Source organism: Catenuloplanes indicus, from assembly GCF_030813715.1.
Taxonomy (GTDB): domain Bacteria; phylum Actinomycetota; class Actinomycetes; order Mycobacteriales; family Micromonosporaceae; genus Catenuloplanes; species Catenuloplanes indicus.
Window position 1 is genome coordinate 7,892,150 of record NZ_JAUSUZ010000001.1, and the last position, 25,816, is coordinate 7,917,965.

General features: G+C 72.4%; 28 protein-coding genes. 13 read left to right on the plus strand and 15 right to left on the minus strand.

Annotated features, from left to right (window positions below):
- The 4 genes from J2S42_RS35220 to J2S42_RS35235 form a co-directional block, all read right to left on the minus strand.
- On the minus strand, window positions 1-261 hold the full coding sequence (locus tag J2S42_RS35220) for a hypothetical protein (protein ID WP_306831782.1): 261 nt from the start codon (window positions 259-261) through the stop codon (window positions 1-3).
- A gap of 224 nt (window positions 262-485) precedes the next feature.
- Complete coding sequence (locus J2S42_RS35225) at window positions 486-857, minus strand: hypothetical protein (RefSeq protein ID WP_370879460.1); 372 nt, start codon at window positions 855-857, stop codon at window positions 486-488.
- 14 nt (window positions 858-871) lie between these two features.
- Window positions 872-1,876, minus strand: coding sequence for a LysR family transcriptional regulator (locus J2S42_RS35230; RefSeq protein WP_307246301.1), 1,005 nt, complete (start codon window positions 1,874-1,876; stop codon window positions 872-874).
- A 493-nt stretch (window positions 1,877-2,369) separates the two neighbouring features.
- On the minus strand, window positions 2,370-2,993 hold the full coding sequence (locus J2S42_RS35235; protein WP_307246303.1) for a hemerythrin domain-containing protein: 624 nt from the start codon (window positions 2,991-2,993) through the stop codon (window positions 2,370-2,372).
- 97 nt (window positions 2,994-3,090) lie between these two features.
- On the opposite strand from J2S42_RS35235, the gene J2S42_RS35240 reads away from it, so the two are divergent.
- Together J2S42_RS35240 and J2S42_RS35245 are read left to right on the plus strand one after the other, a co-directional pair.
- Window positions 3,091-4,392 carry a M20/M25/M40 family metallo-hydrolase gene (locus J2S42_RS35240; protein ID WP_307246305.1) on the plus strand — a complete coding sequence of 434 codons (1,302 nt, stop codon included), beginning with the start codon at window positions 3,091-3,093 and terminating at the stop codon, window positions 4,390-4,392.
- A 28-nt stretch (window positions 4,393-4,420) separates the two neighbouring features.
- Window positions 4,421-5,077, plus strand: a complete 657-nt coding sequence (locus tag J2S42_RS35245; protein ID WP_307246306.1) for a hypothetical protein — start codon at window positions 4,421-4,423, stop codon at window positions 5,075-5,077.
- Here the strand turns inward: J2S42_RS35245 and J2S42_RS35250 are convergent.
- Window positions 5,074-5,265: a DUF5703 family protein gene (locus tag J2S42_RS35250; protein WP_307246308.1), complete on the minus strand. Its 192-nt coding sequence runs from the start codon at window positions 5,263-5,265 to the stop codon at window positions 5,074-5,076. The two genes, J2S42_RS35245 and J2S42_RS35250, sit on opposite strands and share 4 nt — an antisense overlap.
- A 64-nt stretch (window positions 5,266-5,329) precedes the next feature.
- Window positions 5,330-6,301: an aldo/keto reductase gene (locus J2S42_RS35255; protein ID WP_307246310.1), complete on the minus strand. Its 972-nt coding sequence runs from the start codon at window positions 6,299-6,301 to the stop codon at window positions 5,330-5,332.
- A 96-nt stretch (window positions 6,302-6,397) separates the two neighbouring features.
- Here J2S42_RS35255 and J2S42_RS35260 point away from each other — a divergent pair, with 96 nt between their 5' ends.
- From J2S42_RS35260 to mshC, 6 genes are all read left to right on the plus strand, one after another.
- Entirely contained in the window at window positions 6,398-7,447 is a 1,050-nt protein-coding gene (locus J2S42_RS35260; protein ID WP_307246312.1) for an LLM class F420-dependent oxidoreductase, read from the plus strand.
- A gap of 62 nt (window positions 7,448-7,509) precedes the next feature.
- Entirely contained in the window at window positions 7,510-8,226 is a 717-nt protein-coding gene (locus tag J2S42_RS35265; RefSeq protein ID WP_307246314.1) for an MSMEG_4193 family putative phosphomutase, read from the plus strand.
- A gap of 131 nt (window positions 8,227-8,357) precedes the next feature.
- Window positions 8,358-8,933 (plus strand): DUF3090 domain-containing protein, encoded by a 576-nt coding sequence (locus J2S42_RS35270; protein ID WP_307246316.1) that lies wholly within the window; start codon window positions 8,358-8,360, stop codon window positions 8,931-8,933.
- Window positions 8,934-8,945: 12 nt separating this feature from the next.
- On the plus strand, window positions 8,946-9,779 hold the full coding sequence (locus J2S42_RS35275; protein ID WP_307246318.1) for an SCO1664 family protein: 834 nt from the start codon (window positions 8,946-8,948) through the stop codon (window positions 9,777-9,779).
- Between the two features lie 97 nt (window positions 9,780-9,876).
- A complete protein-coding gene (locus tag J2S42_RS35280) occupies window positions 9,877-10,467 on the plus strand; it encodes a DUF998 domain-containing protein (RefSeq protein ID WP_307246320.1) in 591 nt (196 codons plus the stop codon).
- Between the two features lie 58 nt (window positions 10,468-10,525).
- Window positions 10,526-11,770 (plus strand): cysteine--1-D-myo-inosityl 2-amino-2-deoxy-alpha-D-glucopyranoside ligase, encoded by a 1,245-nt coding sequence (gene mshC, locus J2S42_RS35285; RefSeq protein ID WP_307246322.1) that lies wholly within the window; start codon window positions 10,526-10,528, stop codon window positions 11,768-11,770.
- A 79-nt stretch (window positions 11,771-11,849) separates the two neighbouring features.
- On the opposite strand, the gene J2S42_RS35290 is transcribed toward mshC, so the two are convergent.
- Window positions 11,850-12,644: a GntR family transcriptional regulator gene (locus J2S42_RS35290; RefSeq protein ID WP_307246324.1), complete on the minus strand. Its 795-nt coding sequence runs from the start codon at window positions 12,642-12,644 to the stop codon at window positions 11,850-11,852.
- Between the two features lie 54 nt (window positions 12,645-12,698).
- Between J2S42_RS35290 and J2S42_RS35295 the strand changes: the two genes are divergently transcribed.
- Window positions 12,699-13,028: a TM2 domain-containing protein gene (locus tag J2S42_RS35295; RefSeq protein ID WP_307246326.1), complete on the plus strand. Its 330-nt coding sequence runs from the start codon at window positions 12,699-12,701 to the stop codon at window positions 13,026-13,028.
- Between the two features lie 39 nt (window positions 13,029-13,067).
- Here J2S42_RS35295 and J2S42_RS35300 read toward each other — a convergent pair whose 3' ends face one another.
- The 7 genes from J2S42_RS35300 to J2S42_RS35330 all read right to left on the minus strand — a co-directional run bounded on the left by J2S42_RS35300 (window position 13,068) and on the right by J2S42_RS35330 (window position 21,232).
- Window positions 13,068-13,937, minus strand: a complete 870-nt coding sequence (locus J2S42_RS35300; protein WP_307246328.1) for a PAC2 family protein — start codon at window positions 13,935-13,937, stop codon at window positions 13,068-13,070.
- Between the two features lie 127 nt (window positions 13,938-14,064).
- On the minus strand, window positions 14,065-14,721 hold the full coding sequence (locus tag J2S42_RS35305; protein WP_307249213.1) for an HAD family hydrolase: 657 nt from the start codon (window positions 14,719-14,721) through the stop codon (window positions 14,065-14,067).
- Between the two features lie 199 nt (window positions 14,722-14,920).
- On the minus strand, window positions 14,921-15,670 hold the full coding sequence (locus J2S42_RS35310; RefSeq protein ID WP_307246330.1) for a neutral zinc metallopeptidase: 750 nt from the start codon (window positions 15,668-15,670) through the stop codon (window positions 14,921-14,923).
- Entirely contained in the window at window positions 15,667-18,198 is a 2,532-nt protein-coding gene (locus tag J2S42_RS35315) for an ABC transporter permease (RefSeq protein WP_307246332.1), read from the minus strand. The genes J2S42_RS35310 and J2S42_RS35315 overlap by 4 nt, the downstream gene beginning before the upstream one ends.
- Window positions 18,198-18,950 carry an ABC transporter ATP-binding protein gene (locus J2S42_RS35320; RefSeq protein WP_307246333.1) on the minus strand — a complete coding sequence of 251 codons (753 nt, stop codon included), beginning with the start codon at window positions 18,948-18,950 and terminating at the stop codon, window positions 18,198-18,200. Before J2S42_RS35320 ends, J2S42_RS35315 begins: the two co-directional genes overlap by 1 nt.
- 399 nt (window positions 18,951-19,349) lie before the next feature.
- Window positions 19,350-20,024 (minus strand): response regulator, encoded by a 675-nt coding sequence (locus J2S42_RS35325; protein WP_307246335.1) that lies wholly within the window; start codon window positions 20,022-20,024, stop codon window positions 19,350-19,352.
- An 11-nt stretch (window positions 20,025-20,035) separates the two neighbouring features.
- Window positions 20,036-21,232 (minus strand): sensor histidine kinase, encoded by a 1,197-nt coding sequence (locus J2S42_RS35330; RefSeq protein WP_307249215.1) that lies wholly within the window; start codon window positions 21,230-21,232, stop codon window positions 20,036-20,038.
- 159 nt (window positions 21,233-21,391) lie between these two features.
- On the opposite strand from J2S42_RS35330, the gene J2S42_RS35335 reads away from it, so the two are divergent.
- Window positions 21,392-22,009, plus strand: a complete 618-nt coding sequence (locus J2S42_RS35335) for a PilZ domain-containing protein (protein ID WP_307246337.1) — start codon at window positions 21,392-21,394, stop codon at window positions 22,007-22,009.
- Here the strand turns inward: J2S42_RS35335 and J2S42_RS35340 are convergent.
- Window positions 21,997-22,938: a RecB family exonuclease gene (locus tag J2S42_RS35340; protein ID WP_307246339.1), complete on the minus strand. Its 942-nt coding sequence runs from the start codon at window positions 22,936-22,938 to the stop codon at window positions 21,997-21,999. The two genes, J2S42_RS35335 and J2S42_RS35340, sit on opposite strands and share 13 nt — an antisense overlap.
- 174 nt (window positions 22,939-23,112) lie before the next feature.
- Between J2S42_RS35340 and J2S42_RS35345 the strand changes: the two genes are divergently transcribed.
- The 3 genes from J2S42_RS35345 to J2S42_RS35355 all read left to right on the plus strand — a co-directional run bounded on the left by J2S42_RS35345 (window position 23,113) and on the right by J2S42_RS35355 (window position 25,777).
- The gene (locus tag J2S42_RS35345) at window positions 23,113-24,180 is read left to right on the plus strand and encodes a site-2 protease family protein (protein WP_307249217.1); all 1,068 of its coding nucleotides are present in this window, start codon (window positions 23,113-23,115) and stop codon (window positions 24,178-24,180) included.
- Window positions 24,181-24,242: 62 nt separating this feature from the next.
- Window positions 24,243-25,193, plus strand: a complete 951-nt coding sequence (locus J2S42_RS35350; protein WP_307246341.1) for a tRNA (adenine-N1)-methyltransferase — start codon at window positions 24,243-24,245, stop codon at window positions 25,191-25,193.
- Window positions 25,190-25,777 (plus strand): hypothetical protein, encoded by a 588-nt coding sequence (locus J2S42_RS35355; RefSeq protein WP_307246343.1) that lies wholly within the window; start codon window positions 25,190-25,192, stop codon window positions 25,775-25,777. Before J2S42_RS35350 ends, J2S42_RS35355 begins: the two co-directional genes overlap by 4 nt.
- Window positions 25,778-25,816: the final 39 nt, after the last annotated feature.

The following is a 25,816-nucleotide window of genomic DNA, read 5'->3' on the forward strand; positions in this document are numbered from 1 at the left end:
CTACAGCGTCGCGGTGTAGGTCTGCGCCTGTTCCACCGCGGCGAGCGTGGCGGTGTAGCAGTTCTCCAGGTCCACCGTGGCCTGCTGGAGCGACGCGTACGCCGCCTGCGTGGCCTGATGGCCGGAGCCGTCCCATGCCGTCGCCAGACTCATCTGCGCCTCCGAGAGCTTCTCGTTGGCCGCGCTGATCGCCACCTGGGACTCGGTCACCTGCTGGATCGCGGCTTCGATAGCGGCGCGAACCTCAGCGACACTGGCCACCTCAACCCCTCTCCCCGCCGTGCGGGGAGATCCTAACGGAGACCGAGATCGTCCGTGGAGCGCCCCAAGCGGTCTCGTAGGGTATTCACCCCGGATTGCCCGGCTTTGGGCCTGCGCGACTCTGCGTGTGGCAACCGTAACCAGCGGTGTCCGGATTTGCTACTTGAAACACGGTGAATAGTTGCTCATGCCAAATCAGTCATCGGCGTCTCAGCTTTGCGGCCTCATCGCACCGTGCGCGGGCCGAGCACGTCCGCGCCGAGCGCGGTGACGCGCTCCCGCAGACCGCGATCCGCGGTGACCACCACGACGGCCGGGTCGGTCGCGTCACGCACCAGCTCGACGATGGTGTCGTCGCCGGAGCCGGGCGCGTCCACCACGGACACCCCGGGCGCGGCGCCGATGCCGGTCGCGCGGCCCTCGACGACCAGCACCACGTCCAGCGGTGGCGGCAGGCCGGGCAGGCCGGCCGCGGCGAGCGGGCGCAGCCGCTCGCGCAGGCGTACGGCGGCACCGGCGCGGTCCTTCCACCACCCGTCCGGAACCGAGCCGACCACGTTCGCACCGTCGACCACCAGCAAGGTCATGCGACCCAGGCTAAGCGCTCCGGTCAGGAGGCGATGGCAGGCTGGCGCTCGTCGGCGTGTACCGGGGCGGGGCTCTGCACGCCGAGGCGCGGCTTGTCGGCCACCCAGTCGAGGTAGCGGGTGTTGCGGGCGACCGAGTCCAGGTAGGACTCGGTGGCCAGCTCGACCACCCGGTGCGCGAACCCGGCCGCGCCGCTCTCCGGGTGCCAGCCGACCAGGTGCCGCCAGCGCAGCGGCGTACCGGCCAGCGGCACCGTCACCAGGCCGGGCGGTGGGCGGAACGTGGGCTGGCAGATGCCGATCGCGGCGCCGGACTCGACCATGTCGATCGCGGCCCGCACGTCGATCTCGAACACCTGGCGCGGCGTGAACCCGGCCCGCGCGCACGCGGCCGCGAAACAGTCCGCGAAGCAGCCGTCGCCGGGCGCGGCCACCCAGTTGTCGTCCGCGAGTTCGCCCAGCGCGACCTCGTCGGCACCGGCGGCCTTGTGGCTCTCCGGCAGCATCACGCACACGCCGTCCACCGCGACCGCGGTCCAGGCCAGCCCGAACTCGGCGGACGGCGACGAGTCGCCGCACATGCCGAGCATCGCGAAGTCCAGCCGGCCGCCGGCCAGCTTCTCGTAGAGCTCGTCCCGCAGCCACGTGGAGTAGGTGGTGATCTGCGCCTGGGGCTGGTCCTCGGCGAGCCGGCGGAGCAGACCGCCGACGATCGGCCCCATCGTCGAACCGATTCGATATCGGGTCAGCGCGCTGCCGTTGCCGGCCAGCCGCGCCGCCTCGTCCTGCAGGCCCTTCATCGCCGGCAGCAGCACCCGCGCGCGGGCCAGCACCAGCTCGCCGAGCGCGGTCGGCCGCGCGCCGCGCCGGTCCCGGTCGAACAGCGGGCCGCCGAGCGCGCGTTCGATGCGTTGCAGCTGCGCCGTCAGCGCGGGCTGGGCGAGCCCCAAGGTCGAGGCCGCCTTTGTGACACTCCCCGTTTCCGCAATCGTGCAGACCACCTTGAGATGCCGCAGCTCCAGGTTCATAGCGTGACGGTAGGACGAGCGGGGGAGTAAGCGAAAGAGTTTCAGGCGGGGAAGTATGACCGAAAATACGAACCATGTGTCGTCGGGACCGACCGGGCTGTGCGCCACCGCGATGTGCTGCGGCAATCCGGCGGTACCGCGCGGCCCACGCCCGGCGGCCGGCGCAGAACAAGGGAAACCCCGCTTCCGTCTGATGATCTCCATGAGCGCCTGGAGCTGGGGCTATGTTTCCGGGAGATCACCCGATCAGGGACTTGCGACGTTGCCATTCCCATCGAGTTGGATCGTTGCCGCAACAACCTTCGGTCGGCGATGGTGATCGGTTGATTTTTATCGCGAATGCAATTCGAGCGTGTCAATACCTGTAACATTCATGTGCGCTCCGGGGTTTTTCCCGGCCACACGGACGCCGGCAGGAAGGAGCGCCAGCGACGACCGGTGCCCGCGGGAGCATGCGGACCCCGGCCGCGCCGGAAGCGGGAAATGAAGATCTTCAAAGGTCTTTCGGGTACGTCGGGCGCCGCGTGACCGCGTCCAGGACCTTGTCGACCACCGCGACCGCCGGGTCGACGACCTTGTTCCACGGCGGCGTGGCCGGGGTGCCGGGGTGCGGGCGGGTCGGCGCGGCCTCCTCCGCGACCTCGATGCGGTTGCCGAGCCGGATCAGGTCGGCCTCGCTGGCCGCGTCCGCGAGTTCGGGCAGCAGCCGGCCGTCCGCGACCTCTGCGTGCCGGGCGAGCTTGCCGCAGATGTCACCGGCGAGCCGGTCGAACTCCGGGTCGGCCGGCTTGGTGGACGAGAGTGTGCGCAGCGTGAGCAGGATCTCCCGGTCCTCGGCGATCTCCCGCTCGGCCAGCGTCCGGCCGTCCTCCAGCGTGCCCGCGACCGCGGGGTAGAGGTACTGCTCCTCCGCGGAGAGGTGCCGGGTGAGCGTGGCGATGACGACCTCGGCCACCCGGGTGCGCTCCTCGTCGGGCGTGGCCGGGTCGGTCAGCCGGCCGCACAGCTCGGCGATGCGCCGATGCTCGCCGGTGAGCACGGTGACGATCTCCTCGCCGGCCGGCTTCCAGGTCTCGTCGCCGGGCACGTCGGGGAGCGGGGGGAGTGGGAGTGTCACGGGTCCTCCTCGAGGGGCGACGGATGCGGACGCGTGATTCCCGCCGCGGTCAACCGGCAAACTCCGGCCCGGTACGGCGGGATGGTAAGAAAGGCGGATGAGCGAAGCGGCCGAGGTTGTCGGCATCTGCCGGGACCTGCTGAGGATCGACACCAGCAACACGGGTGACCCGGAGACCAGCAAGGGCGAACGCGCGGCCGCGGAGTACGTGGCGGAGAAGCTGACCGCGGCCGGCATCGAGCCGGTCGTGCACGAGACGCTGCCCGGCCGCACCTCGCTGGTCGCGCGCATCCCCGGTGCCGACGCCGCGCGCGGCGGCCTTTTGGTGCACGGCCACCTGGACGTGGTGCCGGCCGACGCGAGCGAGTGGACCGTGGACCCGTTCGCCGGCGAGATCCGGGACGGCTACCTGTGGGGCCGCGGCGCGGTCGACATGAAGGACTTCGACGCCATGGTGCTGGCCGTGGTCGGGCAGTGGCACCGCGAGGGTTACGTGCCGCCGCGCGACATCGTGCTCGCGTTCACCGCGGACGAGGAGGCCGGCGGCAGGTACGGCGCGAAGGCGCTGGTCGACGAGCGAGCCGATCTGTTCGAGGGCGTCACCGAGGCGATCGGCGAGGTCGGCGGCTACTCGTTCACGGTCAACGACGACCTGCGGCTCTACCTGATCGAGACCGCGCAGAAGGGCATGGACTGGCTGCGCCTGCACGCCAGGGGCCGCCCCGGGCACGGCTCGATGGTGCACGACGACAACGCGGTGACCGCGCTGGCCGAGGCGGTCGCCCGCATCGGCAACCACAAGTTCCCGCTGACCGTGACTCCCACCGTGCGCACGTTCCTGGAGCAGACCACCGAGCTGCTCGGCATCGAGCTGGACCTGGACGACCCGGAGAAGGCGATCGCGAAGCTCGGCCCGATCGCGAACATCATCGGTGCCACGGTGCGCAACACCGCGAACCCGACCCGGCTGGACGCAGGCTACAAGGACAACGTGATCCCCGGCCGGGCGTCCGCGACCATCGACTGCCGCACGCTGCCGGGCCAGCACGAGCTCTTCTACGAGCAGCTGCGCGAGCTGATCGGGCCGGACATCGAGATCGACTCCCGGGACCCGCAGCCGGCGCTGGAGACGTCGTTCGACGGCGCGATCGTGGACGCGATGGCAGCCGCGCTGAAGGCGGAGGACCCGGGCGCGCGGGCGGTGCCGTACATGCTCTCCGCGGGCACCGACGCCAAGCACTTCAACCGGCTCGGCATCCGCTGCTTCGGCTTCGCGCCGCTCAGGCTGCCGGCCGACCTGAACTTCTCCGCGCTGTTCCACGGCATCGACGAGCGCGTCCCGGTGGAGGGTCTAGAGTTCGGCACGCGAGTGCTGGACCGATTCCTGCGCGGTTGCTGAGTACACCCCTAGATCTGAGGAAATTTCCATGACTGATGTGCAATCGACCGACCTCGACGCCGCGCTGGAGCGGGTGTTCGAGGCGGCGCGGGCCCACCTCGCGGCGGTCCGGGCCAGCGGTGGCGCGGTCGAGGACGACAACGTCGGCAAGGCGTACGTCGCGCTGAACAACGCCTCGTTCGAGTACGACGAGCTGCTGCTCGACGCGTTCAACGAGGTCACGCCGTGGGACGTGAAGCCGATCGACGAGGACGAGGCCGCGCACGACCACGACCACGACCACGAGGCGCCGTCCGACCCGTACCCGCACGCGATCGCCGTCCGCCAGCGCCGCGACTACCGGGTGCCGAGCGTCGCCGCGCTCATCCGGGTCGCCGAGTCCGCCCGCCGCGCCGCTGCCGGCCCGGACGCGGACGACGCCGACCTGGGCGAGCCGATCACTTCGGTCGGCGAGGCCGTGCTGGAGCTGCTGCAGAGCGGCGACGGCTCGCTCGGCGAACTGGACATCCCCGAGCTGGAGCCGCTCGACGGCCTGGTCACCGTGACCGAGGTCGCCGCGCCGCTGGACCTCGACGCGTTCGAGGAGGAGGACGGCGACGGCCCGTTCGCCCCCGGCCCGGAGGACCGCCTGCTCGGCCGGCTCGACGAGCACCCGTTCCTCGAGCTGCCGGACGAGGACCGCTAGATCGACAGGCCCGGTTGCGGTTGCTCCCGAACCCGGCGGCGCAGCATGATCTGCCGCGTCCCGTCCCGGAACAGCCGCACCCGGGCCAGCTCCCAGCCCGAGAACTCGGCCTGGATCGCCAGCTGCGCCGTGGCGGTCATCCGATCGACATTCGCTGGCAACCGCAACGGCGCGTATTCGTAGTCCATGGCGACCAGGATGCTCCTCGGCGCGACCCGCCGACAAGCTCTTCCGGTGCGCGTCCGATCCGGGCTAGTCGTCCCGCTCCGGGTAGGCGTACCCGATGGCGGACACGTCGTCCAGCGCCAGCGTTATCTCCGCGGGCAGTTCCAGGTACTCCGCCTGGAGCGCCCCGAGCAGCTGGCCGACGGTCCGCGCGCCCAGGATCGGGGCGACCACGCCGGGCTGGTCGCGGATCCAGGCCAGCGCGACCTCCAGCGGTGAGACGCCGAGTCCACCGGCCGCGGTGACCACCGCCTCGACGATGCTGGAGCTGCGCGGGTCGAGGTAGCTCTCCACGAACGCGGCGAAGTGCGGCGAGACCGCGCGGGAGTCGGCGGGCCGGCCGTTGCGGTACTTCCCGGTCAGCACGCCGCGGCCGAGCGGGGACCAGGGCAGCAGGCCGAGGCCGAGCGCCTCGCAGGCGGGCAGCACCTCGCGTTCGACGCCGCGTTCCAGCAGCGAGTACTCCATCTGGGTGGCGACCACGGGCGCGCGGCCGGGGTAGGCGGCCTGCCAGACGGCGGCGCGGGCGGTCTGCCAGCCGGAGTAGTTGGACAGGCCGACGTACCGCACCCGGCCGCTGGTCACGGCGTGGTCGAGCGCGGACATGGTCTCCTCGAGCGGCGTGGCGGGGTCGTAGCCGTGCACCTGGAACAGGTCGACGTAGTCCGTGCCGAGCCGGCGCAGCGATGCGTCCAGGCTGCGCAGCAGGTGGCCGCGGGAGCAGTCGCGGCGGCGGCCGTTGCCGGGGCGTACGCCGGCCTTGGTGGCGATGAGCAGGTCCTCGCGCGGGACCAGGCCGCCCAGCAGAGAGCCGATCACCGCCTCGGCGTCGCCGTCACCGTAGACGTCCGCGGTGTCGACCAGGTTGCCGCCCGCGTCCAGGTAACTCTTCAGCTGTGCGGCCGCGTCGTCGGCGTCGGTGTCCCGGCCCCACGTCATGGTGCCGAGCGCGAGCCGCGAAACCGCCAGCCCGCTTCGGCCGAGCGGTCGCTGTTGCATGGGTGAACCTTATTAAGAACTGTGCCGTACGGATATCCTCGTCGGCACTCTGACGTTACTCGTGGGTATTAAAATCGGTTAAAGGGGTTGAACGCGGTGAAACTCGGACTCAGCCTGAGCTACCAGTCGCGGTGGAGCACGCCCGCGGACCACCTCGCGCTCGCGCAGGAGGCGGATCGGCTCGGCTATTCCGTCGTCTGGGTGGCCGAGGCGTACGGCTCCGACTCGGTCAGCATGCTCGCCTGGATCGCCGGTCAGACGTCCCGGATCGACGTCGGCTCCGCGGTCATGCAGATCCCGGCGCGCACACCGGCCGCGACCGCGATGACCGCGGCCACGATCGACACGTTCTCCGGCGGCCGGTTCCGGCTCGGGCTCGGCGTGTCCGGCCCGCAGGTCTCCGAGGGCTGGCACGGCGTGCGCTTCGACAAGCCGCTCGGCCGCACCCGCGAGTACGTCGACATCGTGCGCCGCGCGCTGCGCCGCGACGTCCTCGCGTACGACGGTGAGCACTACACACTGCCGCTGCCGGACGGTCCCGGCAAGGCGCTCAAGCTCGGCTTCCGGCCGCTGCGCGCGGACATCCCGATCTACCTGGCCGCGGTCGGCCCGAAGAACCTGGAGCTGGCCGGCGAGGTCACCGACGGCTGGCTGGGCATCTTCGTCGCGCCGGACCAGATCGAGGGTCAGCTCGCGTCGATCGCGGCCGGCCGTACCCGCGCTGGTCTTGATCTCAAGGGTTTCGACGTGGTCGCGTCCGTGCCGACCGTGCTCGGTGACGACGTGGCGACCTGCGCCGACGTGATCCGCCCGCACGCCGCGCTCTACGTGGGCGGCATGGGCAGCCGGAAGCAGAACTTCTACAACGGCATCGCGGTCCGGATGGGCTTCGCCGCCGAGGCCGCCGAGGTGCAGGACCTCTACCTCACCGGACGGCAACGGGACGCGGCCGCCGCGGTCCCGCAGGACTTCATCGACCGCACGTCGCTGATCGGCCCGAAGGACCGGATCAAGGACCACGTCCAGCGGTACGCCGAGAGCGGCGTGACCACGCTGTCGCTGCACCTGTTCGCGACGGACCGGGAGTCCTCGATCGCCACGCTGCGCGCGGTCGCGGAGGCCTACGAGGCGGCGGGCGTCGCATAGCGGGACGGCGAGACATCGGCCTGGACGGCACGGGCGGTACGGGCTGGGTAGTGTGAAGCGCTGTGGCTACCGTCCTTCTCCTCCGTCATGGGCGGACCACCGCCAACGCCTCCGGCGCGCTCGCCGGCCGTCAGCCCGTCGAGCTCGACGACGCCGGCCGCGCGCAGGCCGCCGCGGTCGGTGCCCGGCTGGCCGGGCTGCCACTGGCCGCGGTGGTCTGCAGTCCGTTGCTGCGCTGCCGGCAGACGCTGTCGCTCGCGTTGCCGGACGCGCTGCCGCAGCTGGAGGACGGCATCGTCGAGTGCGACTACGGCTCGTGGGAGGGGCAGGAGCTGACGACGCTGGCCAAGGACCCGCTGTGGCCGGTGGTGCAGCAGCACCCGAGCGCGGCCGTGTTCCCCGGCGGTGAGGCGATGGCCGCGATGGCGTCCCGGGCCGTCGCCGCGATCCGCCGCTGGGACGAGAAGGTCACCGCGGAGCACGGCCCGGAGGCGGTCTGGCTGGCCTGCAGCCACGGCGACGTGATCAAGGCGATCGCGGCCGACGCGCTGGGCCTGCACCTGGACCAGTTCCAGCGGATCGTGGCCGACCCGGCCTCGGTGACCGCGATCCGCTACACCGCGACCCGGCCGTTCGTGCTGCGCTCCAACGACACCGGTGGCGACCTGGCCTCGCTGGTCCCGCCGCCGGCCAAGAAGCACCGCGGCCGGCGGGCCACCGCACCGGCCGAGTCGGACGCGGCCGTGGGCGGCGGCGCGGGCGGCGGCCGGCTGCCGTAGGCGCACACCGGACCGGCACGTGATCATGGCCACGAGTCTTGTCCCAAGTGCCCGGAATCCGCCGATCGGTTCGGTCTTCTTCGGCCCTGTGCGCTACGCGCGTGACCGTTCGGGCGGATAGGGTTCTCCGTATGACCCACCAGGTGCATGCGTTCGAACCGCCGGATCGGTTCGTCGCCGGGACTGTGGGGACGCCGGGCGACCGGACGTTCTTCCTCCAGGCCCGCGGCGGCGGCCGCGTGGTCAGCGTGGCGCTGGAGAAGGTCCAGGTGTCCCTGCTCGCCGAGAAGCTCGAGGAGCTGCTGGCCGAGGCGCACCGCCGGTTCGGCGTCGACCTGCCCGTGCTCGCCACCGCCGGCGACCCGGACAACGACCCGCTGGACACGCCGGTCGACGAGGAGTTCCGGGTCGGCACGCTCGGCCTGGCGTTCGACGTGGACACCGCCACCGTGATCATCGAGGCGATCGCGGCCGGCGAGGGCGAGCAGGAGCTGATCGGCGACGACGACGACGCCGACGACGAGGCCGAGGAGCCCGACGACGACCTCGACCGGCTCCGCGTCCGGCTGACGCCGGAGGCGACCCGCGCGTTCATCGACCGGGCGCGCCGCGTGCTCTCCGCCGGCCGGCCGCCGTGCCCGCTGTGCGGCCAGCCGCTCGACCCGAAGGGTCACCTCTGCCCGCGCCACAACGGCTACCACCGCTGACCGGGCCGCTGCGTGACGTCCACCGAGATCGACCGCGTGCTCGACGAGCCGGATGCGCTCCGGCTGCTCCGCCGCGGTGAGCTGGAGCTCGAGGGTCGCCTGGTCGACGCCTCCAACACGACGCTGCGGGCGTTCGTGACGCTCGACGGGGTCACCCGCCGCTGCGTCTACAAGCCGGTGCGCGGCGAACGCCCGCTCTGGGACTTCCCGGACGGCACGCTCGCCGGCCGCGAGGTCTCGGCCTACCTGGTCTCGGCCTGGATGGCGGAGCGAGACCCGGGCTTCGCGCTGATCCCGCCGACCATATTGCGCGACGGGCCGCTCGGGCCCGGCGCCTGCCAGCTGTGGATCGACGAGCAGGAGGACGCCGAGCAGGTCGTCGGCTTCATCCCGATGTGGGAGCTGCCGCCCGGCTGGTTCCGGATCGCGTCCGCCGAGGACGACGACGGCGAGCGGTACGCGCTCGCGCACGCGGACGACGAGCGGCTGGCCCGGCTCGCCGTGCTGGACGCGGTGCTCAACAACGCCGACCGGAAGGGCGGCCACGTGCTGCTCGGCCCCGGCGACCGGATCTACGGCGTCGACCACGGCATCTGCTTCCACGCGGAGGAGAAGCTGCGGACCGTGCTGTGGGGCTGGGCCGGCAAACGTCTGCCCGACTGGGCGCTGGCCGCGCTCGACGAGTTGCGCGCCGGCCTGCGCGGTGACCTCGGTGAGGCGCTCGACGAGCACCTCACCACCGCCGAGGTCCACGCGACCCGCCGCCGCGTCGCCCGCCTCCACGCCCGCCGCACGTTCCCCGACCCACCCGAGGGCTGGCCCGCCGTCCCCTGGCCACCGATCTGAGGCACAGATCACCCACGCGGCGGCGCAGAAACGCGGCACCGCGCGCATCCCTCTCCTGAGCGGCCCGATCGCCGGGCGCGCGACGAGGGGAGACATCGTGCCGATCGACGACCGAGGCCGCCGGGCGGCGCTCGCCGGTGGGGCGGCCGGAGCCGCGCTGTTCATCGTGCTGTTCCTGCTCACCGACGTGCTCAAGCCGGACTACGATCCGGTGCGGGACGCGGTCAGCGAGGCGGCGATCGGCCCCGGCGGCGGGCTGCAGATCATCAACTTCGTCGTGTCCGGGCTGCTGATCACGGCGTCCTCGATCGCGCTGGCCCGCACCACGACGCGGTGGACCGGCCGGCTGGTCGCGGTGTCCGGGGCGGGTCTCGCGCTGGCCGGTGTGTTCGTCTCCGACCCGGTGCCGGCGGTCGCGGCGACCTGGCACGGGCAGATCCACAACGTCGCCGGGACGGTGAGCTCGGTCGCGCTGGTCGCGGCGTGTGTCACGGCCGCCCGATGGCACCCGGCCCGGTTCTGGCGCCGGTACTGCCTCGCGGTCGGCGCCGCCATGCCGTTGGTCTTCCTGATCGGGCTCGCGTTCCCGGAGACGCTCGGCATCTGGCAGCGCCTGACCAACGTGCTCGGCTGGACCTGGCTGATCGCGCTGGAACTGCGGGCGCTGCGCCTCTATGCCGGCCGCTGAGCGCTTGATCACCCGGTGGTAGGGACCGAACCGGGGTACCGGTCGTTAGGCTTGCGCCATGGATCCATGGACCGGGCACGAGGTGCCGGGGCTGCCGGGTGACGGGCGGCCGTTGAGCTTGTACGACGCGTCCCGGCAGGGCGTCTTCCCCGTGACGGCGTCCGGCGACTCCGCGTCGATGTACGTCTGCGGCATCACGCCCTACGACGCGACCCACCTCGGTCACGCGGCCACGATGATCGCGTTCGACCTGGTCAACCGCGCGTGGCGGGACGCCGGGCGGGACGTGGCCTACGTGCAGAACGTGACCGACATCGACGACCCGCTGCTGGAGCGCGCCGAGCGCGACGGTGAGGACTGGGTGGTGCTCGCGATGCGGGAGACCGCGCTGTTCCGCGAGGACATGGAGGCGCTGCGGATCATCCCGCCGCGGCACTACGTGGGCGCGGTCGAGTCGATCCCGACGATCGCCGCCCGGGTCGCCGACCTGCTGGCCGAGGGCGCGGCGTACCGGCTCGCGGACGGCACCGGCGACGTGTACTTCGACCTCGCCGCCGCGGCGCCCCGGTTCGGGTACGAGTCACGGCTGACCCGCGAGGAGATGCTCCCGCTGTTCGCCGAGCGCGGCGGCGACCCGGAGCGCGCGGGCAAGAAGGACCCGCTCGACCCGCTGCTGTGGCGCGGCACGCGCGAGGGCGAGCCGGCCTGGGACGGCGGCGTGCTCGGCCCCGGCCGGCCCGGCTGGCACATCGAGTGCGCGGTCATCGCGCTCGGCCTGCTCGGCGACCGGATCGACGTGCAGGGCGGCGGCAACGACCTGATCTTCCCGCACCACGAGTGCTCCGCCGCGCACGCGGAGCGGCTGACCGGGGTGGAACCGTTCGCCGGTCATTACACGCACGCCGGCATGATCGGGCTGAACGGCGAGAAGATGTCGAAGTCCCGGGGCAACCTGGTCTTCGTCTCCCGGCTGCGCGCCGACCACGTCGACCCGATGGCTATCCGGCTCGCGCTGATGGCCGACCACTACCGGTCGGACCGGCAGTGGACCGACGACCTGCTGAAGACCGCGCAGCAGCGACTGGCCCGGTGGCGCGAGGCGATCACGCTGGCCGGTGGGCCGTCCGGCGCCGCGCTGCTCGACGCCGTGCGCACACGGGTGACCGACGACCTGGACACGGCTGGTGCGCTGGCCGCGGTGGACGAGTGGGCGGCCGCCGCGCTGCACGGCGACCGCAGCGACGCCGAGGCGCCCCGCCTGGTCGCGGAGACCGTCGACGCGCTGCTCGGCGTGCGTCTCTGAAAGCACGATCGACGGCCGCACCCGGGGTACGGGTGCGGCCGTCGCCTTCCCGTCCCGGCCCGGGCCGCGTCGCCCGGACTCAGGCCAGGGCGAGCCCGGGATCGGGGCCGGGGTCCGGTGCCGGGCCGGGGATCGTGTACTCCTCGGTCAGCGTGGTCTGCGGGCCCGGCCAGGTCGCCTGGGACACCTCGATCGGCTTGTGCGCCGGGTCGAACGCCACGTGCAGCAGGTGCAGCACCGGCGTGTCCGGCCGGATCTGCAGGATCATCGCCTCCTCGCGGGACGGCTGCCGGGCGCTGATCACGTCGCTGGCCGACGCGTACCGCCGCCCGATGACCTCCTCGGCCTCCTGGTAGAGCGGCCGGCCGAACGCCTCCATCCGTTCCAGGCTGGTCCCGGCCGCGTCCTGCGGCCTGAACCAGGCGGCGCCCACCTCGACCGGCGCGTCGTCCACCCGCACCAGGTGCCGCCGTACGATCAGGTCGGTCCCGTCCTTCACCCCGAACGCGTCCGCCACCTCGGCCGGTGCCGGTGCCCGCGTCACCTCGATCAGCTGCTGCCGGTACCGGGCCGCCAGGTCCGCGTGGTAGCCGCGGTGTCCGCCGTAGCGCCCGCGGGAGAGCCGGTTGAGGCGCCGTTTCGTACCCCGGACGTAGGTTCCCGAGCCCGGCTTGGTGATCAGCATGCCTTCGACGCGCAGCTGGTCGATCGCCCGCTGCACGGTCTGCTTGGCCACGCCGTACTGCTCCGCGATCCCCGGGATCGACGGCAGGCGTTCGCCCGGCTGCCAGTCGCCACGCCGGATCTGCGCCCTGAGCTGGTCGGCGATCTGCCGATGCGGAAACTCGGCGGCGCCGGGATTGATCTGGGCCATGCGACCTGCCCTTCTCTTGCGGCTAGGTTCCTAGGATGCCCTACGGTGGGTGGTGTGCGCCACCGTGACACCCGGTTAGAGTGGTGGACGATGCTGCCGGAGTGGGAACGGCTGGGAGTCGCGCGGGCGGAGGCGGAGTACGCGTCGGTCGCGAAGGACACGCGCGTCGCGTTCGCGCTGTGGGCCGTTACCGGCATCTTCGGCGGCCACCGGTTCTATCTCGGTGACACCGCGCAGTCGGCCGCGATGCTGTTCACGCTCGGCGGCCTGGGGCTGTGGACGCTGGCCGACGTCTTCTTCGTCCGGCGCCGGGTGCGGGTGGTCAACGCCCGCCGTCGCGCGGTCGTCATGGCCCGGTACGGGATCGTCGAGCCCGCCGTGTGACGTGCCGGGGGCGGGCCGCCCGCCCCCGGGAACAACCGTTTACCAGGAACCGGCCGTCGGGCCGGTGGAGCCGCCGCGGCGGCGCAGGTACTTCTCGAACTCCTTGGCGATCTCGTCGCCGGACAGCGGCTGGATGCCGGCGTCCTGCGAGCGCTCCTCCAGCTCCCGTACGTACTCACCGAGCTCCGCGTCCTGCTCGGCGGCGGCGCGGACGCGCTCCTCCCACTCCGCGGTCTCCTCCTCGAGGTCCGCGGTCGGCACCGGGATGTCCAGGACGTCCTCGATCCGGTGCAGCAGCGCGAGCGTCGCCTTCGGGCAGGGCGGATTGTTCGCGTAGTGCGGCACGTGCACCCAGAACGAGACCGCCTCCAGGTCGGCCCGCGTGGCCGCGTCGTGCAGCACGCCGACGATGCCGGTCGGCCCGTCGTACCGGGTCGGAACCAGCTTGTAGCGCTCGGCCGCGCCGATCTCGGTGGCACCGCCGCTGATCGGCAGGGGCCGCGAGTACGGCACGTCGGCCAGCAGCGCGCCCAGCAGGACCACCTTGGTGATCTCCATGCTGTGGCAGACCTCGAGGATCTGCTCGCAGAACGTGCGCCAGCGCATGCTCGGCTCGATGCCGCGGATCAGCACCACGTCGCGCTCGGCACCGGGCGGGCTGGCCACCATGAACCTGGTGCTGGGCCACTCGATGCTGCGCGTCTCACCCTCGGTCATGGTCACCGTCGGGCGGCTGACCTGGAAGTCGTAGAACTCCTCCGGGTCAAGCTCGGTGACCTTGCGTGCGTCCCACACCTGTTCCAGGTGCTCGACGGCGGCAGTCGACGCGTCGGCCGCGTCGTTCCACCCCTCGAACGCCACGACCGCCACCGGGGATCGCAGCATGGGCAGCCCGTCGAACTCCGTCACGCCATCACCCTTTCCATGCTCACCCCAAGCAGCCTACGTCCCGCCGCCGGAACTGGCTTGTCGGCCGCGCCGCCCGGGGCGGACCGAGCGCATTGCGTACAATGCCGCAATTGCCCTTTATGGACTTTTAGGCTTTGGAGGGTACGAGCAGCGTGGCGAGGTGCGGGACGTCCACGTCGTCGAGCGAACCGCGGAGGTGGATGCCGGTCTCACCGTGCAGGTGGCTGAGGTCGAGCTCGCAGGGGACCGCGAGCACGGTGGCACCGGCGGCGCGGGCGGACGCGATGCCGGCCGGCGAGTCCTCGATCGCGACGCACGCGGTGACGTCGACGCCGAGCGCGTCCGCGGCCATCCGGTACGGCGCGGGGTCCGGCTTGTTCGCGGGGACCTCGTCGCCGCAGACCACGGCGTCGAACGAGTCGCGGCCGAGCGTGTCCAGCGCGACCTCGACCAGGCGGCGGCTGGTCGAGGTGACCAGCGCGGTCGGGATGCCGGCGGCGCGGACCGCGGCCAGCAGCACCGTCGCGCCGGGACGCCAGACCAGGCCGGACGTGAACAGGCCGGCGACCCGGTCCTCCAGCTCGCGGGCACCGGCGTCCGGGTCGCGCCAGGTCTGGCCGAGGTCCTCGTACATGATCCGCATGGACTCGCCCATGGCCACGCCGACCATGGCGGCCCGGGCCCGCTCGGAGAGCTCGCCGCCGTACGCACGGGCCAGCTCGACGATCGCGATCTCCCAGACCTTCTCGCTGTCGATCAGGGTGCCGTCCATGTCGAAGAGCACGGCGGCCGGGCGGAGGACGGCCGGGGACGGTGTCTCGGTGCGCAGGTCACTCACCCGGCCCATTGTCCGGATCTCCCTGGGCAACTGCCACGGACTGTGAGCGGATCGGCTCAACCCGGCCGGCCGGCGGCCGATGAGCACCACGGCGTTGAGCGGTCACTACCGCCCCGGGAGGTTCTCCCGGGGCGGTGCGCCCGCCTCAGCCGATGTCGCAGGTCTCGAGGCCGCGCTGATAGCCGGTGAAGAACGCGTCGGTGCGCTGGGCGGCGGTGCCGTGCGCGTCCGGGGCGAACCAGGGCTGGCTGGGGTCGTCGCCGACCGCGAGCAGTCCGGCGCGCAACTCCTCCAGGTCGCCGTCCTCGATCTGCAGCCGGCCGGCCTGCACCGAACCGCCGATGTACGCCCCGGCCATGCAGTCGGCCTGCAGCTCCTGCTCGATCGTGTACTCGTACTGCAAGCCGAACCGGACCTGGACGCCGTGCGCGTACTCGTGACCGAGCAGGTAGTAGACGAACGCGTCGCCGATCTTCCGGAACGCGCCGAACGCCCAGACGATGTCGTACGCGATGAAGTCACCGGCCGAGCAGTAGACCGCGTTCTGCGCCGGGATCGGCTCCTGACCGCAGGCGACCTCGCCGTCCGCCCGGTACGGCGCGATCTGCCGGACCGGCTCGAACGCCAGCCCGTTCCGCCGGAACACGTCGCTCCAGTACTGCTCCGCCACCGTGACCGCGGACTCGATGTCCCGGGCGAACTCGTCCTCGGTGTCGGCGCGGCCGGGGTTGTCGGCCGCGCCGGTCGTCGCCTCGGGCTCGCCGCCGGGTGCGGTGCCGACCGCGCAGCCCAGCGCCAGCACCGCACCCGCGACCAGCGCGGCCACCACGCGTTTTCTCACACCTTCGAGGGTACGGCGGGGACCGGTTCCCCGCCGTCTGTCCTCTGTGTTCACTCGTACGCGATCGCGTCCAGGACGTTGAGCCGGGAGGCCCGCCGCGCGGGCAGGATCGCGGCCAGCACCCCGGCCAGCGCGGCGGCCACCAGCAGGCCGAGCAGCTGCGCGTACGGGATGGTGACGACGGACAGCAGGTCCTGCTGACGCAGCGCCACCGACGCGGCCGCGCCCAGGCCCACGCCGAGCAGGATGCCGAGCAGGCAGCCGTAGACCGCGATCAGCAGCGACTCGACCCGCACCATGCCGCGCACCTGGCGTCGCGTGGTGCCGATCGCGCGGAGCAGGCCGAGTTCGCGGGTCCGCTCGTAGATGCTGAGCACCAGCGTGTTCACGATGCCGAGGAACGCCACGATCACGGCCAGGGCCAGCAGCACGTAGAAGATCGCGAGCACGCCGTCGACCAGCGCGTTCTGCTGCGCGATGAACGACTCCTGATCGCCGACCGTCACCAGCGGGTAGTCCGCCATGATCCGTTCGACGCCGGCGACGACCGCGTCCGTGTCCGCGCCCTCGTCCAGCGCCACGAACCCCTGCATGGCCAGCGGACCGGCGAAGTTCGCCACCGCGGACTCGGGCAGCAGCAGCCCGGCCGTGAGCTGACTCCGGTAGATCCCGGCGATCGTGTAGCCGACCGGGCCGCCCTTCGCCGCCTCGACCGTGGCCGTGTCACCGACGCTCAGGTTCAGCGCCGCAGCCGTGTTCGTGTCGATCAGCGCGTCCGTGGCGCCGGACGGCGTGACCGTGCCGGACTCCTCCTCCAGCGCGAACATCGGCCCGGCCCGGGTCAGGTCCGTCGCGGAGACGAACTGCTGCGGCTGCCCGTTCACGGTCGCCATGCTGAAGTGGTATGCGATCGACTCACGGACGCCCGGCAGCGCGTCCACCTGCTCCAGCCGTGCCGGGTCGAAACCCTCCCGGCCGTCCGGCAGCTGCTGCGAGTTCGTCAGGATCATCACTTCGGCGCCGATGTCGTTCTCCACCAGGTCCCGTACGGTGGAGCGCAACGACGACCCGATCACGGTGACCGTGCTGACCAGCGCCACGCCGATCATCAGCGCGACCGCGGTCACCGACGTGCGCCGCGGGTTGCGCAGCGCGTTGCGGCGGCCCAGGTCACCGGCGGTGCCCCAGGCGACGAGCCGGCCGATCAGGCCCGCGACCGGCCGGGTCAGCGCGGGCGACAGCAGCGCCACCCCGACGATCGACAGCAGCACGCCCGCGCCGATCAGCACCGCGGCCAGCGGCGCACCGGCCAGTGCCGCCGCGATCGCGGCCACGCCCAGCCCGGTGACGACCGAGCCGGTGACGGTCAGCCCGAGCATCGGCTTGTCCGGCCGGGCCACCTCGCGCATCGCCGCGATCGGCGGCACGGACGCGGCCCGGATCGCCGGGATCAGCGCGGCCGTGACCGTCATCAGCACGCCCAGCGTGTACGACACCACGATCGCGAGCACGCCGACGACCAGGTCACCCTCGGGCAGCGGCAGGCCGAACGCGCCGGCCGCGGCCTGCAACGCGTACGCGACGCCGATGCCGGCCAGCAGGCCCAGCGTGGACGCGACGAAACCGACCACCAGCGCCTCGATCAGCACGGACCCGGTGAGCTGCCCCCAGCCGGCGCCGAGCGCGCGGAACAGTGCCAGCTCCCGAGCCCGCTGCGCGATGATGATGTTGAACGTGTTGAAGATCAGGAACATCCCGACCAGCAGCGCGATCAGGGCGAAGCCGAGGAAGAACCAGTTCACGAACGTCAGCAGCTGCTTGAACGCGCTGGCCTGCTCGTCCGCGATCTCCGCGCCGGTGACCGCCTCGAACCCGGCCGGTACCGCGGACGCGACCCGGTCCTTCAGCGCGTCGTCCCCGACGCCCTCGGTCGCGGTCAGCGACGCGGCCCCGTACACGCCGGTCTGCCCGTAGAACAGCCGTTGCGCCTCCGGCATGGTGAACGCGACCATGGTCTCGCCGGACAGCGACGGACGGCCGCCCGCGTACTCCAGCAGGCCGGTCACCGTGTACTCCCGGGACTCGTAGCGCGGCCCGATGTACACCTTCACCCGGTCGCCGACGCCGACCCCGGCCTGCTCGGCCGTGAACCGGGTCAGCGCCACCTGGGTGTCCGCCGTGGGCGCGGTGCCCTCGGCGAATCCCAGCAGGTCGCCGCCGTCGGTCCAGCCGATGCCGAGCTGCGGGGCGCCGGATGACGGCACCGCCTTGCCGTCCCGCGCCCGGAACGGCACGATGCCCTGCGCGGACGCGTCCCCGGACGCGCGTGCCACCCCGTCCACCTGGCCGAGGCGCGCGACGTCGGCGTCGGTGAGCGTCCGGCCGTCCGTCGCGTCCACGGCCCGCACCTGCACGGCCGTGTCCTGGTTGACGGTCTGGAACAGCCGCTCGAACCGGCCGCCCAGCGAGTCGGTGAGCACGAACGCGCTGGACACGAACATGACCCCGAGCACGATCGCCAGCCCGGACAGGACCAGCCGCAGCTTCCGGGCCAGCAGACTCTTGATCGTCGCGCGCAGCATCAGTGCACCGGCTCGGTGTCGAGGTTCTTCAGCTTGTCCAGCACGCCCTCGGCGGTCGGCGCGGACAGCTCGTCCACCACCCGCCCGTCGGCGAGGAAGACCACATGATCCGCGTACGACGCGGCCACCGGGTCGTGCGTCACCATGATGATCGTCTGCCCGTGCTCGTGCACGCTGTTGCGCAGGAACGACAGCACGTCCGCGCCGGCCCGGCTGTCCAGGTTCCCGGTCGGCTCGTCCGCGAAGATCACGTCTGGCCGGGCGAGTAGCGCCCGCGCGCACGCGACGCGCTGCTGCTGGCCGCCGGACAGCTGGGTCGGCCGGTGCCGCAACCGGTCCTTCAGGCCGACGGTGGTCACGATCGTCTCGAACCACTCCGGGTCCGGCTTGCGGCCCGCGATCGACAGCGGCAGCAGCATGTTCTCCTCGGCGGTCAGCGTGGGCAGCAGGTTGAACTGCTGGAAGATGAAGCCGATCTTGCTGCGCCGCAGTTTGGTGAGCTGCGTGTCGTTCATGCCGGTCAGTGGCGTCTCACCGATGTGAATCATCCCGCGGGTGACGGTGTCCAGACCGGCGAGGCAGTGCATCAGGGTCGACTTGCCACTCCCGGACGGCCCCATGATGGCCGTGAACCGGCCCTTCTCGAACCGGGTGGTGATCCCGGCGAGGGCCATCACCTGCGCCTCGCCACTGCCGTAGACCTTCCACACATCCACGGCCGATACCGCCGCCACGTTGCTCTCCGACATCATCCAGCTCCCCGCTCCCGGTCCCGGCCTGCACATCCGACGGTACGGGCTGTCCGCTCCCCAGCCGTCCGCCGCCGGACGGTTTGCCACCTCGCCCGCCGGACGGGCAACGCCTCATCCTCAAGGAGGAGAGAGCCCGGCGCGACACCCGGCGGCTTCCGGCATGCGAGGTCGAGGCTGCCTCTGGCGGGTCTCGAACGGCACCCGGGGATGTCCGCAAGCTTCGCCTGCGAGGCGCCGCCCAAGGTCGATGCCGGAGATTCCGGCATGTCGCGCCCCGGTCGCGTGGGTACACCTCAGCCCTCCTGCCCGTCGCGAAGCGGCGTCTCGCGTCACCGGGACGTCGCCGGCTGCCGCGGCCCATGACGCGAACATCGGGCGAGCGACGCGGCCGCGAGGAGGTCACGCTCCCGGGCGGACCAGGCCGGATTCGTAGGCGAGGACCACGGCCTGGACACGGTCGCGCAGGCCGAGCTTCGTCAGGACGTGGCCGACGTGGGTCTTGATCGTGGTCTCGCTGACCGAGAGGGCCCGGGCGATCTCCGCGTTGGAGAGGCCCTTCGCCACCTGGACGAGGACCTCGCGTTCCCGTTCGGTCAGGGAGTTCAGCGTGCGGGGTGGTTCGGCGGCCGGGTCGGGGAGGACGACGGCGAAGCGGTCCAGGAGGCGCTTCAGGATCCGGGGGGCGACCACGGCCTCGCCGGCGGCGACCGTGCGGATCGCGGTGACCAGGTCCTCGGCGGGGACGTCCTTGGCCAGGAAGCCGCTGGCGCCGGCCCGGAGCGCGCCGACCACGTACTCGTCGAGGTCGAAGGTGGTCAGGATCAGCACGCGGACCGGGAGCCGGGCGTCGACGATGGCCTTGGTGGCGGCGACGCCGTCGAGGCGGGGCATCCGGATGTCCATCAGGACCACGTCGGGCAGCAGGCGGCGGGACAGGTCGACGGCCTCGGCGCCGTCGCCGGCCTCGCCGACCACGTGCAGGTCCTCCTCGGCGCCGAGCACCATGCGGAAACCGGTCCGCAGCAGCGGCTGATCGTCGGCGAGCAGAATGCGCACCGGCCGTGCGTCCGTCACGAAGTACCCCCTCAGTCCATCGGAATCTTCGCGTAGACGCGGAAGCCGCCGCCAGGGCGGGGGCCGACGCGCAGCGTGCCGCCGTAGAGCGCGACCCGTTCCCGCATGCCGACCAGCCCGTGGCCGGCTCCGTGCTCGGAGCCGGGGAGCGGGCCGCGGCCGGTGTCGAAGACCTCGACGATCAGCCAGTAGACGCCGAAGCTGAGCCGGACCTGCGCGGTGGCGCGGCCGGCGTGCTTGAGCGCGTTGGTCAGCGCCTCCTGGACGATGCGGTAGACGGTCAGCGCCACGCCGGGCTCCAGTTCCGCGGGGGTGCCGTCGACGCGCAGCGTGACCGGCAGGCCGGCGTCGCGGACCTGTTCGGCGAGCGCCTCGAGGCCGGCTATGCCGGGTTGCGGGGCGAGTTCGGCGGCCGGTTCGGCCTCGGTGCGCAGCACGCCGAGCATGCGGCGCAGTTCGCGCATGGCGGCGCGGGACGTCTCCTCGATCGTGGTGAGGGCCTCGTCGGCCGCGTCGGGGTCGGTGCGCAGGACGCGGCGGGCACCGGTGGCGAGCACGCCCATCACGCTGACGTTGTGCGCGACCACGTCGTGGAGTTCGCGGGCGATCCGGCGGCGTTCGTCCGCGACCGCCTGCTCGGCGAGCGCGCGCTGGTTCGCCTCGGCCGCGATCGCGCGTTCCTCAAGCGCGTGGGCGGTGACCCGGCGGCCGTGCACGGCGCGGCCGACCAGGAACACGACCAGGCCGAGCAGCGCGTTGTTGACGGCCAGGTAGGCCAGCGGCAGCTCGTAACCCTCGACCATGATCGGGACGGCCAGCGGGGTGAGCACGACCGGCACCCAGAGCAACAGGCCGGCGGCGATCGCGCCGCGCAGCGACAGCCGGGAGCCGGCCGTGTAGGTCAGGACGATGAACGCGACCGGCAGCATCAGCGGCTGGGCCGGGACGAACGCGGGGGCGGCGGCCACGGCCGGCAGCAGCATCAGCAGGGCCGGCCAGAGCAGGACGCGGCGCAGCGCGATCGGCACCGCCAGCCACAGCGTCAGCAGCGCCACCGTGACCGGCACGCCGCCCTGCTCGTCCCGGTCGATCCAGACCACGAGCGCGTCCGCGGCCAGCGCGAGCAGCGCGAGCCGCAGGTCCCGGGCGAACGCGCGCCGCGGCCGCCGGCTCCGACCGGCCGCGAACCAGTCCCACACGGTTTTCATCACGTCGGAACCTATCCGCCCGGGGCGGCCGGCGAATCGGCCCGCGCGCCGACCCCGATCTCCTGCTGGAGGAGGAGACGAGATCTGGCACACAGCGCTAAAAAATCGCGGGATGCTGCCGAAGCGCAACCCGACCACACCGAACGGAGGCGACCTCAGATGGCACTGCGACTGCCCTGGAAACGGCGGATGCCGGCCCCCGAGGCGTTCGTCGACCTCCCCGAGGACGCCGAACTGGTGACGCTGATGATCGGCGAGAAGACGTACCGGGATCTGAGCGTGGTCCGTACCCCGGACAAGGTCTGGAACTTCCGGCTGCCCGGCGGCCTGGAGGAGGGCGTGACCGTCGAACTGGTCTGGACCGCGGACGGGCGGGGCGGCGAGGGCACCGGGTGCGTGGTCCGGGCCACGGACGCCACGATCGGGGTCCGGGCCACCCGGGTCGAGACCGGCATCCAGCGCCGGGGCAGCCTGCGGGTGCCGGCCACGGTGCCGCTCACGCTGAACGGGCCGGAGGGCGCGGCGTTCTCGCTGACCACCCGGAACCTGTCGCTCGGCGGCGCGCTCGCGTTCGGCCGCGGCCCGGAGCCGGGCGAGCCGCTGCCCGGGCGCCTGGACCTGCCCGGCCAGTTCGTCACCGTGAACGCGCAGGTGCTGCCCGGCCTGGACCCGGTGAACGTGCACCGGCTGCTCTTCGTCGGCCTCTCCACGCAGGCCGAGGACCTGATCGCGGACTACGTGGCCGCGCAGGAGCGGCGGCGTGCCTACGCCCGCTGAGCCGGGATCACCTCCGGGTACGGCGGGGGCGTCCCGCCGTACGCCGGGCACAGCGCCTTGTGGTTGCACCAGCCGCACAGCTTGCTCGGCTGCGGCCGGAAGTCACGGGCCGCGGTGGCCGCCTCGATCGCCTTCGCCAGCGCGAGCACGGTGCGCTCGAACCGCTGCAGCTCCTCCAGGTCGGGGGAGTAGTCGCAGACCTCCACGTCCTTGAGGTAGATCAGGCGCAGCACGCGCGGCACCACGCCCCGGGTCCGCCACAGCACCAGCGCGTAGAACTTGAGCTGGAACAGCGCCTTCGCCTCGAACGCCTCGCGCGGCGCACCACCGGTCTTGTAGTCGACGACCCGGATCTGCCCGTCCGGCGAGACGTCGAGCCGGTCGACGAAGCCGCGCAGCCGCAGCCGGTCGTCGATCACCGTGGAGATCAGCTGCTCCCGCTCGGCCGGCTCCAGCCGACGCGGGTCCTCCAGCGTGAAGTAGCCCTTGAGCAGGTCACGCGCGGAGCCGAGGAAGTCCTCCAGGCCGGCCACCGGCGCCTCGCCGGGCTGCACCTCGATCAGGACCTCGGCCTGCTGCCCGTCGGCCGGCCGGTCGAACAGGACGGACAGCGTGGGGTCCTCGTCGAGCAGCCGCTCCCAGGAGGGGGCGACCAGGTCGAAGGCGGCATCGGGGGTACGGTCGGCAGCCGGGAGGTCGTAGAGCCGCTCCAGCACCGCGTGCACCAGCGTGCCCCGCACCTGGTCGGCGGTGGGCAGCTCGGGAAGACGGTCGATGGTGCGGAAGCGGAACAGCAGCGGGCAGGTCTTGAAGTCGCCGGCCCTGGAGGGGGAGAGCGACGGACCGGTCCAGTCCGGCTCGGCGAGCTCCGCGGGCGTGGCAGTGTTACGGCCTGTCTGCAAGTGTGCCGCCTCCGTCTCCGTCGTCATGCCCCCAAAGATACGGCGGAGGTACGACGGTTTCAGTGGGCGCACGCGGTCAGCGGTCCGGCGGACATCCCACGTAGCATCGGCACGGTGGACAACGAGGCGCCCGAACCGGGCCGTCGCGCCGGCGTCACGGTGGGGCGGGTCTTCGGCGTCCCCGTCCATCTCAACGCGTCCATGTTGCTGCTGGCGGTCGCGGTCACCGTCATCTACGGCGAGTTCGTCCGCGGCGCGCTCGACCTGTCCCGCCCGGCCGGCTACGCGGTCGGTCTCGGCTTCGTGGTCTGTCTGCTCGGCTCGGTCCTGCTGCACGAGCTCGGCCACGCGCTGACCGCCCGCCGGTTCGGCATCGGCGTCCGCGGCATCACGCTCGAACTGCTCGGCGGCTACACCGAGATGGACCGGGACGCGCCGCGCCCGCGCGTCGACCTCGCGGTCTCGCTGGCCGGCCCGGCCGTGTCCCTGGTCCTCGGTGTGCTCGCCACCGCCGCGACGCTGCTGCTGCGCGACGGCACGCTCGCCGACCAGGTCGCGTTCCAGCTCGCGGTCAGCAACCTGGTCGTGGCCGTGTTCAACTCGCTGCCCGGCCTGCCGCTGGACGGTGGCCGCGCGCTGCGCGCCGCGATCTGGGCGGTGCACGGCGACCGGCACACGGCCACCGAGATCGCCGGCTGGTCCGGGCGCGGGCTGGCCGGGCTGACCGCGGCAGGTGTGCTCGTCACGTACCTGCTGGGCTGGTTGACGGTCTTCGGTGTGGTCTTCATGCTGCTGGTCACGATGACCCTGTGGCAGGGCGCCGGCCAGTCGATCCGGCTGGCCCGGATGAGCCGCCGCTTCCCGATGATCAACCTGTCGCACCTGGCCCGGCCGGTCTTCGCGGTCCCGGCCGGCACGCCGCTGGCCGAGGCGCAGCGCCGCGGCCAGGAGGCCGGGCCGGGCAACGCCGCGCTGGCCGTGGCGGACGCGTCCGGCCGGGTGGTCGCGCTGGTCGACGGCGCCCGCGCGGCCGCGGTGCCGGCCGAGCGGCGGCCCTGGGTCAGCGTGGACACGGTCGCCCGCGGCGTCGAGGGCATCCCGGCGATGTCCGTCGACCTCACCGGCGAGCAGGTGGTGCGCGTGGTGCAGACTCACCCGGGCGCGCAGTACCTGGTGACCGCCGGGGAGGACGTGGTCGGCGTGCTGCACCTGATCGACCTGGCCGAGGTGCTCGAACCACGCCGTGGCCGGGGCAACCCGGCCGTTTGACCCCCGATACGGTGTTCGCGCCCGTATCAATAGAGATAGCAAGACCGAGGAAGAGGAACACCGTGACCGTACCGTCCACCGCCGTCGTCCCGACCGACCAGCCGGTGCCCGCGCGCCGCGGGCCGTTCCGGGCCGGGGACCGGGTCCAGCTCACAGACCCGAAGGGACGGATGCACACCGTTGTCCTGGAACCCGGCAAGTCGTTCCACACGCACCGCGGCGCGCTGGAGCACAACGACCTGATCGGCCTGCCCGAGGGCAGCGTGATCACCTCCGCGAACGGTACGGCGTACCTCGCGCTCCGCCCGCTGCTCTCCGACTACGTGCTCAGCATGCCGCGCGGTGCCCAGGTGATCTACCCGAAGGACGCCGCCCAGATCGTGCAGATGGGCGACGTCTTCCCGGGTGCGAAGGTGCTCGAGGCCGGTGCCGGCTCCGGCGCGCTGAGCTGCTCGCTGCTGCGCGCGATCGGCGACGGCGGCGAGTTGCACTCCTGGGAGCTGCGCGAGGACTTCGCGGTCATCGCTCGGAAGAACGTGGAGGCGTTCTTCGGCGCGCCGCACCCGGCCTGGCACCTCCACAACGGCGACGTGGCGGACAACCAGGAGACCGGCTTCGACCGGATCATCCTGGACATGCTCACGCCGTGGGAGGCTCTGGACATGGTCGAGCGGTGCCTGGTCCCCGGCGGCGTCTTCATCGGGTACGTGGCGACCACACCGCAGCTGTCCGAGCTGGTCGAGGCGCTGCGTGAGCGCGGCGGCTGGACCGAGCCGCGTGCCTGGGAGTCGCTGGTGCGCGACTGGCACGCCGAGGGCCTGGCGGTCCGGCCGGACCACCGCATGATCGCGCACACCGCGTTCCTGGTCTCCGCGCGCAAGCTCGCCCCCGGCGTGCAGGCCCCGCCGCGGCGGCGCAAACCCTCCAAGGGCGCCGAGGCGTACGCGGTGCGCAAGGCCGCGATGCAGGCGTCCGCCGTCCCGGACCAGCCCGACTCCCCGGAGGTCGAGTGAGCCACAGCCTGGGTGGGGGAGGGGACCTGCCGGCCGTCTTCCCGGACTGGTCCCCCTACCACGACCTCGACTCGGCGGCCCGTGCCTACCTGCGCGACCCCGACGTGGCGCTGGAGTCGCTCGGCGGCGTGCTCCGCGGCGCGGACGTGCTGTGCTTCACGCTGGAACGGTTCGTCAACGAGGTCAACGGCGTCTGGCAGGAGGTCGTCGTCTGCGACGGCAACCGGCTCATACTGTGGCACGGTGAGGACGTGCCGCTCGGTGAGGGCCCGCCCGGTTCGATGACGTCGTCGCTGCGCGTGGTGCCGCTGTCCACGGTCACCGAGGTCGGCTGCCGGCGGCAGCTCACCCGCACGCCGAACGGGCAGGCGCAGGTCGGCAGCGTCGACGTCTACCTGCTGCTGAGCACGATGGACGAGGCGGCGCCGAGCGGCGGCACGCTGGAGGACGGCGAGCGGCCCCCGGTCCGGCACGACGCGCTGCGGTTCGGCAAGACGATAGACGACGGCGGGGCCGGGCAGATCGCGCGTCTGGAGGAGTTCGCGCGGGTCATCGCTTCTCTCGTGGGACGACCGACCCTGTAGCCCCGCCGCGTGAATCACGTGAATTATGCCGTGGGCGGA